The organism is Amycolatopsis sp. NPDC004169, assembly GCF_040610315.1.
In the GTDB taxonomy this organism is placed as follows: Bacteria; Actinomycetota; Actinomycetes; order Mycobacteriales; family Pseudonocardiaceae; genus Amycolatopsis.
On record NZ_JBEXMD010000002.1, the window covers coordinates 302,778 to 314,685 of the forward strand.

The 11,908-nt window shown below is 70.9% G+C and carries 11 protein-coding genes; 3 read left to right on the plus strand and 8 right to left on the minus strand.

The window, feature by feature from the left end:
* Window positions 1-125: 125 nt before the first annotated feature.
* On the plus strand, window positions 126-605 hold the full coding sequence (locus tag ABZX11_RS04115; protein WP_354909671.1) for a hypothetical protein: 480 nt from the start codon (window positions 126-128) through the stop codon (window positions 603-605).
* On the opposite strand, the gene ABZX11_RS04120 is transcribed toward ABZX11_RS04115, so the two are convergent.
* Genes ABZX11_RS04120 through ABZX11_RS04145 form a run of 6 tightly spaced genes read right to left on the minus strand, consistent with a single transcriptional unit; the run spans window position 587 to window position 6,827 of the window.
* Window positions 587-1,378, minus strand: a complete 792-nt coding sequence (locus ABZX11_RS04120) for a creatininase family protein (protein WP_176172149.1) — start codon at window positions 1,376-1,378, stop codon at window positions 587-589. The two genes, ABZX11_RS04115 and ABZX11_RS04120, sit on opposite strands and share 19 nt — an antisense overlap.
* Entirely contained in the window at window positions 1,375-2,709 is a 1,335-nt protein-coding gene (locus ABZX11_RS04125) for an FAD-binding oxidoreductase (RefSeq protein WP_354909673.1), read from the minus strand. Before ABZX11_RS04125 ends, ABZX11_RS04120 begins: the two co-directional genes overlap by 4 nt.
* 11 nt (window positions 2,710-2,720) lie before the next feature.
* Complete coding sequence (locus ABZX11_RS04130) at window positions 2,721-3,911, minus strand: ABC transporter substrate-binding protein (protein WP_354909675.1); 1,191 nt, start codon at window positions 3,909-3,911, stop codon at window positions 2,721-2,723.
* A 32-nt stretch (window positions 3,912-3,943) separates the two neighbouring features.
* Window positions 3,944-4,813 carry an ABC transporter permease gene (locus tag ABZX11_RS04135; RefSeq protein ID WP_354909678.1) on the minus strand — a complete coding sequence of 290 codons (870 nt, stop codon included), beginning with the start codon at window positions 4,811-4,813 and terminating at the stop codon, window positions 3,944-3,946.
* A complete protein-coding gene (locus tag ABZX11_RS04140) occupies window positions 4,813-5,565 on the minus strand; it encodes an ABC transporter ATP-binding protein (RefSeq protein ID WP_176172145.1) in 753 nt (250 codons plus the stop codon). Before ABZX11_RS04140 ends, ABZX11_RS04135 begins: the two co-directional genes overlap by 1 nt.
* Window positions 5,566-5,576: 11 nt before the next feature.
* The gene (locus tag ABZX11_RS04145; RefSeq protein WP_354909680.1) at window positions 5,577-6,827 is read right to left on the minus strand and encodes an amidohydrolase family protein; all 1,251 of its coding nucleotides are present in this window, start codon (window positions 6,825-6,827) and stop codon (window positions 5,577-5,579) included.
* 140 nt (window positions 6,828-6,967) lie between these two features.
* Here ABZX11_RS04145 and ABZX11_RS04150 point away from each other — a divergent pair, with 140 nt between their 5' ends.
* Together ABZX11_RS04150 and ABZX11_RS04155 are read left to right on the plus strand one after the other, a co-directional pair.
* The gene (locus ABZX11_RS04150; protein WP_254896911.1) at window positions 6,968-7,582 is read left to right on the plus strand and encodes an XRE family transcriptional regulator; all 615 of its coding nucleotides are present in this window, start codon (window positions 6,968-6,970) and stop codon (window positions 7,580-7,582) included.
* A 7-nt stretch (window positions 7,583-7,589) separates the two neighbouring features.
* Complete coding sequence (locus ABZX11_RS04155) at window positions 7,590-8,882, plus strand: amidohydrolase family protein (protein ID WP_354909683.1); 1,293 nt, start codon at window positions 7,590-7,592, stop codon at window positions 8,880-8,882.
* Between the two features lie 830 nt (window positions 8,883-9,712).
* Here the strand turns inward: ABZX11_RS04155 and ABZX11_RS04160 are convergent.
* Window positions 9,713-11,008 carry a helix-turn-helix transcriptional regulator gene (locus ABZX11_RS04160; RefSeq protein WP_354909686.1) on the minus strand — a complete coding sequence of 432 codons (1,296 nt, stop codon included), beginning with the start codon at window positions 11,006-11,008 and terminating at the stop codon, window positions 9,713-9,715.
* A gap of 196 nt (window positions 11,009-11,204) precedes the next feature.
* Window positions 11,205-11,771 (minus strand): NUDIX hydrolase, encoded by a 567-nt coding sequence (locus ABZX11_RS04165; RefSeq protein ID WP_354909689.1) that lies wholly within the window; start codon window positions 11,769-11,771, stop codon window positions 11,205-11,207.
* Window positions 11,772-11,908: the final 137 nt, after the last annotated feature.

An 11,908-nucleotide genomic window follows, 5' to 3' on the forward strand; every position in this document is an offset into this window, starting at 1 on the left:
GACAACAGCGTGGTGGATCCTTGATCACCGCGATGTCGCATAGAAATGCGACCTCATGTTGCGGTATTGATCACGGTGTCGAAGCCGTAGGAGGAAGTAGTGACGTTCATGTACGTGGTGAGCACATGACCTCCGAGGCGGGGCACCAGCTCCTCGAGTTCCTCGCCGAACTGCGGGCGACCGCCGGGTGGACGGTGGAGGTCACCGACCAGATCGGTGCCCTGTCGCGGTGGCGGCTGAGCGGATCGACCTGGCAGGCCGTCGTGACGGTGGAGCCGCGACGCTGGCTCGGCCTGGAGTTCGAGGCGCGTGACCCGGTGACCGGCAAGCGCGCCACCTACGACATCGACACCGATCTGTACGACCTCTCGCGGGACGACCAGCGCGAATTCGCCGAGGAAATCGAACGGGACATCGTCGAATTCCTCGACGGCCTGCGGCGGGGAGCCGTGCTGCGCGGGAACGACGGGACGAAGTTCGTGCTCGTCTTCCCGCTGGACGGTTCCTACGTCCGCGTGGTCCAAGGGCGAGGAATGACCCGCGCTTCCGCGCACGCCGATCTGGCGGCTGCCCGGAAGGGCGGTGACTACGTCCCGCTGGAATGAGGGTTGTGCTCGAAGCGGGCGATCTCGAACAGGGACTCGACCGCCTGCTGCACCGACGCTTCCCACAGCACCTTGCCGTAAGCGGGGGTCGCCTGCGTCGGATCCCCGACGACCCCCGGGGTGCCGAAGTCGTCCGACAGCCAGCCGAAGCTCACCGGCCGGCCGTTGAAGCCGATGTGGCGGAAGTCCGCCAGGTGTTCCGGCACCCAGCGCTCGGCCCGGGTGAGGTCCACCAGGTCGGGGCGCAGGTGCAGGACCAGCGAGGTCTCCGCGGCGCCGCCGTGGATGCCGAGGTCTTGCTCGTCGAGGCCTTCGCCCTCCGGTGGGTCCGTGCGGGCGAGCGAAGGCATGAGGAACGTCCTGAGCCCGAAGCGCTTGCGGATTTCCCGCAGCGCCACCTGCAGGAGCGCGACGTTGCCCCCGTGCCCGTTGACGAACACGAGTGTCCCGGCTCCCATGAGCTGCACCGCGCGCCCGATTTCGACGACCGTGCGGAACAGGGTCTCGGCGTCGAGCCAGACCGTTCCGGGTGCCCAGCTGTGCTCGTCCGATTTCGTGTACGTGAGTGTCGGGAGCTGCCAGACGTCGAGGCCTCCGGCGACCGCGCGCTCGACGGCCGCGTCCGCGACCGCCGATGCGAGCAGGGCGTCGGTGCTGAGCGGCAGGTGCGGCCCGTGGTGCTCGATCGCGCCCGTGGGGAGGACGACGATCGAGTCCCGGCCGATCCGGTCCGCCAGTGACGGGCCCGCGAGTTCGGTGAGGGCGCGGTTCATATCTTGGCCTGCGCCGGCAGCGTGACGGCGAGCTCGGGCACGCCGAGGTGGCCGGGGTTGAGCAGCCCGTCCGGGTCGGTGCGCTGCTTGAGCGCGAGGAGCTCTTCGACCCCGTGGTCGACGTAGAACTGGTGCGGGCTGTGGACCCGCACGCCGAGTTCGACGAGCTTCGCGTACCCCGCGTAGACGTCGGCCGCGCCCGTGTACTCCGCGGTGAGCATCCCGATGGGGAAGCGGTGCCCGGCCTCGATGTGCAGCATGCCGCCCGGGTACACGGCCTCGACCTCGTGGATGCGGTCGATCAGGGCCTCGCCGCCGACTTCGACGTGGAAGTACTCCCGGCCGGGGCTGTTCTTCTTGAGCCACCAGATGGGGTGGTTGTAGGAGAGCGTCGACACCTTGATCGTCTGCTGGGTCCCTTCGCGCACGTCTTCGACCACGCCGCCGGCAGCGGAGATGAGCGAAGACGCCTCCTCGAGTGCCACCGCGTCGATGATCGCGCGCAGGCTCGCGCGCCCGGCGGGGATCGCGGGGTCCGCGGGGAGCCGTTCCGCCACCGTGGCCCGGTCCGCGCTCACGAGCCGGGGCAGCGGGTCGAGCGCGCGGAGCGTCCGCACCGCGCCGAGCGCCTCCTCGAAGGTGGGGAAGCTCGCGTAGACGGCCCGCCAGTCCTGGGCCGGTTCGAGCCGGACCGTCGCGCGGGCGATCACCCCCGCGGTGCCGTAGGTGTGCACGAAGGTCCGCGCGTCTTCGCCCTCCACGTGCGCGAGGACCGGCTCGGGACCCGGAAGGGCGACGTCGAGCGCGACGACGAAGCCCTCCCAGTTCGAGCCGTGGGCGATCGTCCCCGTGCCGCTCGAACCCCCGGACAGGAAACCGCCCACAGTGGACTGTGCGGTCGACGGGTACATCCAGAGCTGCTGGCCGCTCGCGGCGGCCGTCCGTTCCAGGAGCGCCATGGAGGCGCCGGCTTCGGCCGTGATGACGCCGTCGCCCACTTCGACGACGGCGCGGGCCCGCGTCGTGTCGAGGACCAGGCCGCCCCGCAGCGGGATGCCCTGCCCGTAGTTGCCGGTGCCCTTGCCGCGTGCGGTGACCGGAACGCGGTGGCGGGTCGCGGCGGCCACGACCGCCGCGATCTCCTCCGCGTTCGCCGGATGGGCCACGAGGTCCGCGAGGCCGAGCGGGAGCTGCTCGGAGAGGATGGGGCTCATCGTGGCCTCGTCGACCGAGGCGCGCTCGCGGGTCTTGGGGTCGGTGCTCACGCCGCGCTCGCCGAGCAGGGCGGCGAGTTCGGCCCGCAGCGCCTCGATGGTCTCAGTGCTGGTCATGGCGCTCCTGTTCACCAGCCGAAGCCGATCTTCGGGTCGAGGAACTGGTTCGTGACGAGGTCGGCCGCGGTGAGCCCGTCCTTGACGTGCCCGCCGGCCTTGCCGAAGATCGGCGCCGCCGTCTTGATGAGGCCGGAGACGCGGGTTTCGTCCATCGCGCCGACGTGCCCGTGGCCGGCGTCGGTCGCGATCTTGAGGTCCTTCATCTGCGCGACGGCGGCCTTGCCCACCGCGGCGTCGTAGGTCCAGCCGTTGTTGTAGGCCTGCACCAGCTTGACGATCAGGTCGTTGGTCGCCGCCGGGTTCTTGATGAAGTCGACGTCGGCCTGCTGCATGACGGGCACGAGCTTCTTGAGGCACGGCGAGAGCGACGCCAGGTCGGCGGTGCGGACGGACATCGTCTCGGGGTACGGGGACCAGCCGGTGTCCGCGACGAGCTGGAACTTGAGCGGCTTGCCCCAGGCGGCGACTTCGTTCTCGTAGACGTACGGTTCGGCGGTCGCGAAGCCCTGCTGCGCGTCCTTGCCCTTCGCGGTCACGAACTTCGCCGGGGCGCCGTCGTAGCTGCCGTCGAGGATGCCGGCGGGCAGGTAGCTCGCTTCGGTGAGGTAGGACATGTAGGCGGCGCCGTTGAAGTACCGGACGACGCCGCCGTTCGCCTGCAGCTTGCCGCCGAGCTCCTTGATCGTGGTGACGTCCGGGTAGGTCTTCGGGTCCCACATGATCATCATCGGCGACTTGTCGTTCTCGGCGAACACGGCGGTGGTCGGCATGTCCCCGGAGAACTGGACGGCCTCGTCGGTGGAGACGTAGCCGAGGGTGATCGACTTGTCCTGGTTCATCTGGGCCGAGACCTTGGAGAAGCCGATCGCCGGCCCGCCGGCGCGGACCTGCAGCTTGACGCCGGTCGGCCGGCCGTTGGCGTAGAGGTCGCCCGTCACGGACTTCTGGCTGGCGTCGATCGAGGGGTTGGGGCCGAGCAGCTGGTAGAGGTGCCCGTGGTCGGCCTCGGGGTTCCAGTCGGTCTGGACGACGACGGTGGCCGGGCACACGCCGGCGAGGTCGACGGCGGGTCCGGTCGCGGTGGGTGCCGCGGGCGCCGCGCCGGCGTCGGCCGAGCCGCTCCCGCCGCAGGCGGCGAGGGCGGCGGCGAGCGTGGCGACGGACAGGATGACGGCGGCAGAGCGGGGTCGAGTGCGCATCGGGCTTCCGTTCCGGGGGAGGGGCGGGGAAATCAGGTGAAGTCGAACCAGCGGCCGACCGCGAGCCGGCCGACGAGCCCGAAGGCGAGGAAGACGGCGATGCCGTACAGCGAGGCGATGATGATCGTCGCGTACAGCTCGGGCCCCATCAGCCGCGACGCCGTGACCTGGATGAGGACGCCCAGGCCGGGATCGCCGCGCTGGAAGAACTGGTCGCCCACGATCGCGCCGATCACGGACAGGCCCGCCGACGTGCGGAGGCCGACGAAGATCGAGGGGAGCGCGGCCGGGATCTGCAGCTTGACCAGGCGGGTCAGCCGGCCGGCGCCTTGGAGCGCGAAGAGCTCGCGTTGGGCGCGGTCCGCGGAATGCAGGCCGAAGAGTGTGTTCGAAACCATGGGGAACAGCGCGATCATCACGGTGACGATCACGCGGGAGAGGAAGGCGTAGCCGAACAGCGCCCCGATGAGCGGCACGAGCGCGAGGATCGGCACGCACTGGAGCACGACGGCGTACGGGTACAGGGCCTTCTCGAGGCCCTTGGCCTGGGCCATGACGGTGGCCCACAGCACCCCGAGGACGATGGCGGCGGCCAGCCCGACGAGCGAGACGACCGTCGTGCGGCCGAGTGCGGTCCACAGTTCCGCGTTGAACCCGGTCGGGGCGCCGTCGGGGCGCGTGTCGTTGACGATCGCCGTCAGCACGAGGTGCGGGTACGGCACCAGGTAGGGCGAATCGACCACCTGGTCGTAGTACGCCGCCGCCGCGTACCACAGGCCGACGAAGACGCCGAAGGCCACGACGGGCTGCCACCACGACGCCGGTTTCCGGATGCGCCGGGGCTGCAGGCCGGAGCGTGCCGCGGTGGTGCGGCGGGCCACGGTTTCCTGGAGCGTCGGCATCAGCTGTGCCCCTTCCTGAGCGCGTGCGAGACGTCGCCGACGAGCTCGGCGAACTCTGGGGTGAAGCGGATGTCGGGATCCCGCGGCATCGGGAACGGCACGTCGAACCGCGCGACGATGGAACCCGGCCGGCCGGACATGACTACGACCTTGGTCGAGAGGTAGACGGCCTCGGAGACCGAGTGCGTCACGAACAGCCCCGCGAAGCGCTGCTCGGCGAACAGCCGCAGGAGTTCGTCGTTGAGGCGCTCGCGGGTGATCTCGTCGAGCGCTCCGAACGGCTCGTCGAACAGGAACAGTTCGGGGTCGAGGGTGAGCGAGCGCGCGAGGGAGACGCGCATCTTCATGCCGCCCGAGAGCTGTTTCGGAAGGTGCTTCTCGAAGCCGCCGAGGCCGACGAGACCGATCGCGGCGGCGGCCTTGGCGGCCCGGTCCGCCTTGGCTGCCCGGTTGAGCTCGGCGAGGAGTTCGACGTTGCCCTGCACCGATCGCCACGGCAGGAGCGTCGCGTCCTGGAAGACGTAGCCGATGCGGCTCGTGCTCACGTCGGTGGTGCCACCCGAAGCCGTTTCGAGGCCCGACGCGATGCGCAGCAGCGTCGACTTGCCGCAGCCGCTCGGCCCCACGATCGAGACGAATTCGCCGCGGTCCACCGTGAGGTCGACGCCGCCGAGCGCTGCCGTCCCGTCGGGGAAGACGAGGTCGACGTCGCGGAAGTCCAGCAGGGTCGAGCGGAGGGTCGTGGTGGACATGGCAGCTCCGTTCAGGAAGCGGTGGCGGACAGGGCCGGGAGTTCGCGCCGGGTCTCGGTGACCGCGACGACGCGCCCGCGGTGGATGACGACCCGGTCGGCGGGTGCGGTGGCGATCGCGTCGACGAGGTTCACGGCCCCGATGGCCAGGAAGTCGGCCTGGGCGCCGACCGACGGTCCGGCGGCGGGCAGTCCCATGACGGATCGCGCCCCGGTGCTCACGAGCCCGTAGGCCTCCTCCGGCGAAAGGTGGCCCGCGGTCACGAGCAGCGACGCGGTTTCGAGGGCGTCGCCGCGCCCCACCGGGTTGAACGGATCGCGCACGTTGTCCGCGCCGGCGCCGAGGCGGACGCCCGCGTCGAGCAGCTCGCGCAGCGGCGCGAGACCGCGCGGCGTCGAGACGGGGTGTTGCCAGCCCTGGAGGTAGAGGTTCGTGATGGGCAGCGTGACGATGCCGACGTCCGCGGCCTTGACGTCCGCGATGATCGCGTCCCGGCGCGCGGCTTCCAGGGTGCCGAGCCGCACGCAGTGGCCCGCCGTGCGCGGGCGGTCGCCCGGCCAGTCGCGCACCGCGCGGGCGTAGGCGTCGAGGGTGACCGGGCCGAACAGGTTCTCGTCGGCGTGCAGGTCGGCGCCGATGCCGCGCCGCTGCGCGATGGCCAGCAGCCGCGCGAGGTCCGCCGGGGGATCGGGCGCCAGGTGCGGCGCGCCGCCGACGAGGTCGACGCCCGCGTCCAGGACCGCTTCCAGGTGGTGGTCGGGGCAGTGCGGCCCGGCGAGCGCCACGAGCTGGATGTCCACCAGCCCTTCGAGTTCCGCCCGGACCTGGACGAGGGCGCGGGCTCCGCGCGTGACGTCTTCGATGCCCGCGCCGCCGTCACCGAGAACGTCCACATGGGACCGGATCGCGGTGGTGCCCGCGGCGAGCATTACGAGGGCCTGTGCCCGGGCGCGCTCGGCGATCGACTCGACGCTCATTCCCGTTGCGTGGCCACGCCACGCGTCGATCGCGGCGCCGAGGTCGCCGAGTTTCGGGTTGATGGCGTCGAAGCTCCCGGCCTTGTCGAGGTGGGCGTGCGGCTCGGCCGGTGCCGGGAGCAGCAGCCGTCCGGTCAGGTCGAGCGTCGGCCCGAGGACGTCGGCGGCGCCCGCGGCGGTGATCGCACTGACCACGCCCGAGGCGAACGAGAGGTCCACGACGCGCCCGTCGGGCAGTCTCGCGTTGCGCACCGCGGCGAGCGGGCGGGGCAGCGAGTTCGCCATGGGTCTCTCCGGTCTCGGGTGTTGCGGAACCGCGGGGATGCTGTAAATGTTGACCACATCAACATCGCCGACGGTACGGAGCCGAGATTTCCGATGTGTAAATCCCCGTGTTCTTTGTGTTGCCCCTGCGACCAGGCCGGATGGTCGCCGTGAAGGAAGCCGGTCCGGCGTCTTCCCGTGTCGTCGACGAGCAGGCCGAGCGGGTCGGCACGCGCATCCGCGAGCTGCGCCGGTCCCGCGGGTTCACGCTCGTCCAGCTGGCCGGGCGCACGGGACTTTCGCACCCGTTCCTCAGTCAGCTGGAGCGCGGGCACACCCGGCCGAGCATGGTTTCGCTCGACCGCATCGCGAAGGCCCTCGGCACGACCCAGGTCGAGCTCATCGCCGCCGGCGCCCCGGACCTGCCGGACGCCGACATCGGGCGACCCGACGTGCTGCGCGCCGGCGAGGGGGCCCGCAACCAGTTCCCCAACGGCGAAGTCCGGCTGCTCACGCGCGGCAGGCGGGCGTTCGACCCGATCGAGTGGACCGGGACGACCACCGAGTTCGGGGACTACTTCCGCCACCCCGAGGACGAGTTCGTCCACGTCGTGAGCGGGGCACTCCTGCTGGACCTCGAGCAGGACGGGACGGTCCGGCTCGGCGCGGGGGACTCCGCGTACTACCCGGGCGGCACGGCCCACCGCTGGTGTTCGCCCGACGGATCGCGGTTCCACCTCGTCGTGGTGAAGCAGAAGCTCCCCGAGGACGGATGACCGACTGGTGCTCAAGATTCTCAGCGCAGAGCGCATCCTCGTCAATCCGTCCACAGAGGACACCGGCGACCTTGTTCTCGACAACGGTTCCCCGCACGAGACGGTGCTCGACGCCGCCGGGTGCGTGGTCACGCCGGGGCTGGTGAACGCCCACCACCACCTGCTGCAGAGCGCGTTCCGCACCCTGCCGGGAACGCGAGGGGTGCCGATGGCCGAGTGGCTGCCCGCGATGGCCGCCGCCTACGGCAGAGTGGGCCACGACCCGGAGGCCTACGCCGTCGCCGCCGCGGTGGGCGCGGCCGAAAGCCTGCTGTGCGGCGTCACGACCATCGCCGACCACCACCTGAACTGGCCGCACGGCGCCCCGATCGCGGACACCGTCGCCCTCGCGCGGGCGACGGCCGAGGCGGTGCGGTCCCTCGGCGCCCGGCTCGTCTTCGTCCGCGGCTCGGCCCGGGACGATCCGGAGTGGGCGGGCGAGTCCGCCGAGGCCATCGTGACCGCGCTCGTGCCCGACACCGGCGGCGTCTCGCCGGACGGCATGCTTCAGATCGCGGTCGGCCCCGCCGGGGTCCATTCCGACGCGCGGGAGACGTTCGCGGCCCTCGGCGCGGTCGCGGCCCGCCACGGGCTGCGCCGCCGGACCCAGGCCAACGAGCAGGTCGACACGGCGATCGCCCTCGAGCGCTACGGGCGCAGGCCATTGGAGCTCCTCGGCGAATGGGGGTGGCTGGAGCCGGACGTCACCGTGGCCCACCTGTGTGATGTGACGCCGGGGGAGATCCGTCTGCTCGCGCAGGCGGGCGTGACCGCCACGCACGCGCCGGGGTGCGACGTGCCCATGGGGTGGGGAGTCGCACCGGTCGCCGCGCTGCTCGAGGCGGGCGTCGTCGTCGGCCTCGGCACGAGCGGCGGAGGCAGCAACGACGCCGGGCACCTGCTCGCCGACGCCCGGCTGGCCCTGCAGGTCTCGGGCCTCGTGGGGCCGCAGCTGCCCGCGCGCACGGTGCTCGGGATGGCCACGGCGGGTTCCGCCGCGGGGCTGGGACGAGCGGAACTCGGGCACCTGGGTGCCGGGTCGGCGGGCGACTTGTGCGTGTGGGACGTGTCCGGCGTCACCGACGCGGGCGTGCACGACCCGGTGGCGGGCCTCCTGTGGGCGTCCCCCGGACGGCGGCCGAAACACGTGGTGGTCGGGGGGAACGTCGTCGTGCGGGACTACCGGCTGGTCGCGGCCGAGGAGGCGGAACTGGTGGCTCGCCTGCGTGAGCGGCTTTCCCGCACACCGCCGGCGGGCTGACTTCCCAAGTCGCCCGCAGAGGTGAGGGGGTGGAGGTGACAGGCGGCCACGCGTTGTGGCTCGCCCAACGTCGGCGGAGTAGCGCGTATCGCGCGGAATCCTGCGGCCACGGAATCGCCGCCGCCTGTGTGCAGCTGGTTGCGGGAGGCTGAGCTTCGTCGTCGTGATGTATGCGCCCAGCTCCGTGGCTCGGTTGAGCCGGTAGAGGCGTCCATCGTGGACGGTGAGCACGGTGAGTGGTCCATTGGTGGGGCCGGCCGTTGCCTGCCAGGCCGTTGCGAACGTGGGTGACCACGGAAAGCGCGACGACCGTAACGACGAGTGTCACTTTGACCACTGTGGACAGCGCAAAGTGGTCAGGATGAGCGCCGCTGCGGTGGTCACCGCGGCGACCAGGACGTAGCGGCTGATCAGTCCGACGTTGCCGCTGGAGATGTTGGCGTGGTCCGCCCGACAGCAAGCATCAGGGCCAGTGCGAAAAGCTTAGCAAGCAACGCCCGCCCCGCCGGCCGGTCGGTGGTCGTTCGGCGCAGCAGCAGCGCGTGCACGGTGCGTAACACGCGTGGCCAGGAGATCGCCGCGGCTTGTGGCGCGAGCTACCGAGGTGGCTCGTCAGGCGCGTACGAGATGGAGTAAACCACGGCGCGGGACGCGGCTCGGTCGCACGAGTTCCACGGTGGCCCGCGGGCGCTGTCGCGGGCCGAAGTGGAGAAACTGCTCGCTCCGTGGCTCGACAGCTGACTTCGCGCCTTCCCGCCTTGACCCAGTGGGCGCTCTTCTGTCGTTTGCGTATCGCGTAGGACAGGCTCGGCTCTGTGCTGTAGCCGAAGTCACCGCTCAGCGACGTAACCGGGCTTTAGCCGGAGCAGAGCGCTCAGCTCGAGCCGCAGCTCGCGCGCTCCGGGGTGACGGTGCCATCGGGCGACGACCTTGGCCAGCTCGCGCAGGTCGGTCCGAATCGTCGCGGAGTCGACGTACCGAGCGTCTCGGAGCACGGCCGGCGCCAATGCGCAGGCGCGCTCGAACTCCCCGCTTGCTGCGTGCGCGAGCACTCGCCTGGCCCCGAACCGTGCCCGCGCGCGACGCGCGCCCGCTGCGATCCCGATGACGTGGGCGTCAAGCACTTCGGCCGCCTCGGCGTGCCGTCCGAGGTCGTACAGGGACCAGCCCTGGCTGAGTCCGATTTCGTCGGCGACGCTGGTGGAGCCCAGGTGTGGTGTGCCGGGCGTGGGCGAGTCCTGCTCAGCCAGCAGGTTCGTTGCGCGCTCGAGCGCGCGGTGGTAGCCGTTGGCGTCGCCGATGAGTGCGAGCCCCTGTGCTTCACATCGCGCGGCGAGCCCACGGATCCGCGTTCCGGCGCCGCGTACGGCCTGTGCCTGAATCGCCAGGTCGATCGTGGTCAGGGGATCCTGGCGGTACATCGCGATTTCGGCTTGGCGGACCAGCGCGTAGCCGGCGAAGTGGTGGTCGCCGGCTTCCTCGGCGATCGCGGCCGCGCGGTGGGTCCACCACAAGGCGCCCGCCTCTTCACCGGCTTCCTGGCTCATCCAGCCCACGTACTCCGCAGCCCGGGAGGCCAGGAGGAGTACCTGTTCGCGGAGGGGTTCCGGTTGGCCGCTCGCGGCCATGGCGCGCAGGGCGAGCACCTGAGCGATCACCGGCCCGAGCACCGTGCCCGGGCTACTTACCGTGCCGAGGCGGCGGTACTGCTCGAAGGTCGCCAGCAGTCCCTCGAGCACGGACTCGTCGATCGCGGCGGGGTATGCTGCCCGGCCGGTCAGCCGAAGGCCCGGCGCGGCATCGAGCCCCGGTAGCGCACCGAGACCGTGCGGCAGGCGGTGGAACCTCGGCTCGCCCCCGGCATCCCCGATCATCGCCCACGTCTCGTCTGCCCCGCGTTCGGTGGTGGGCTCGGCACCGGGCTGCCTGACAAGCGACGAGAGCAGTCCAACGGTACCGAATGCGGCGTCGCACCGCCGCGCGATGTCGGGGGTGGGGGGCTTGAGATCGTTTTCGATCTTGCTCAGGTAGCTTTTGCTGTAATTGATCTTCGTGGCGAGCGCGGTCAAACTCATTCCAGCTTGTTCGCGAACCTGTCGCATGTGGGTGCCGAACGAGCCGGTCATATCCCCTCCGCGGTGCCTTCATCGCCCGGTTTTCAGTACAGCACCTCCGGAACTCAAGGGCAACAAGGCGCCGGAAACCGGCCGCTTTGCGGTTGCGCAATGACAGGTGGGCCAGTTGTCACATTGTTGGGCCGGTCTCGCTGTGTTCGGGGAGTGCGTTTCCCGTGCCTGGCGGCTCGGCGACGGGAAACGCGAATCAACCGAGTCCGAGAGTGCGCGCCATGAGGATGGCGTAGGCACTGCCGGCGTGCGGCATCTCCCCGTGCACGACCAGTGACAGGGCTTGCTCGAAGGGGATCCGTCGGATCTCCAGGTCGGCCTCGCCGGGATCGAGGTTCGCCGTGCCTTGCGTGAGGCCGGTGGCGAAGAAGGCGTGGTCACGGTGGTTGGTGAACGAGTCGGCGCAGTTGATCACGCCGAGGCGTCGCCACTCCCGTGCGGAGAGCCCGGCCTCCTCCTTCAGTTCGCGGCGGGCCGCGGGCTCCGCGCCCTGGTCGGCGGGCTCGATCCGACCGGCGGGCAGTCGCCACTGCACACCGTCGTGCGTGTAGATCCACTGCCGCGTCACAACGACGAGGCCGGCATCGTCCACGGCCACCACGGTCACCGATCCGGTGGAAACCACGTGGTCGTAGAGCCCGGTCGAGCCGTCCGGGCGGATGGCGGTGTCGCGACGCGTCTCGAACCACGGCGAACTGAACACCCTGGTCGAAGTCAGGCGGGACCAGGAACCGCGCCGGGCGTCCGCCTCGTCGTGATCCACGGCACGAGTCAATCACAGCGCGGTTTCGCAGCGAACGGCGCGCACCTGTCCGTTCCGGGTGCCCGCCGAGCATCCGGCAGCCGAGCCCGTCCACTTTTTGTCCACGGCCTATCCACCGCCATGGTCCACACTCGGCC

Excerpts from the sequence above, each read along its gene's own strand:
- ABZX11_RS04115 (WP_354909671.1), top strand. The coding sequence starts at position 126 with ATGACCTCCGAGGCGGGGCACCAGCTCCTCGAGTTCCTCGCCGAACTG.
- ABZX11_RS04120 (WP_176172149.1), bottom strand. The coding sequence starts at position 1,378 with ATGAACCGCGCCCTCACCGAACTCGCGGGCCCGTCACTGGCGGACCGG.
- ABZX11_RS04125 (WP_354909673.1), bottom strand. The coding sequence starts at position 2,709 with ATGACCAGCACTGAGACCATCGAGGCGCTGCGGGCCGAACTCGCCGCC.
- ABZX11_RS04130 (WP_354909675.1), bottom strand. The coding sequence starts at position 3,911 with ATGCGCACTCGACCCCGCTCTGCCGCCGTCATCCTGTCCGTCGCCACG.
- ABZX11_RS04135 (WP_354909678.1), bottom strand. The coding sequence starts at position 4,813 with ATGCCGACGCTCCAGGAAACCGTGGCCCGCCGCACCACCGCGGCACGC.
- ABZX11_RS04140 (WP_176172145.1), bottom strand. The coding sequence starts at position 5,565 with ATGTCCACCACGACCCTCCGCTCGACCCTGCTGGACTTCCGCGACGTC.
- ABZX11_RS04145 (WP_354909680.1), bottom strand. The coding sequence starts at position 6,827 with ATGGCGAACTCGCTGCCCCGCCCGCTCGCCGCGGTGCGCAACGCGAGA.
- ABZX11_RS04150 (WP_254896911.1), top strand. The coding sequence starts at position 6,968 with ATGGTCGCCGTGAAGGAAGCCGGTCCGGCGTCTTCCCGTGTCGTCGAC.
- ABZX11_RS04160 (WP_354909686.1), bottom strand. The coding sequence starts at position 11,008 with ATGACCGGCTCGTTCGGCACCCACATGCGACAGGTTCGCGAACAAGCT.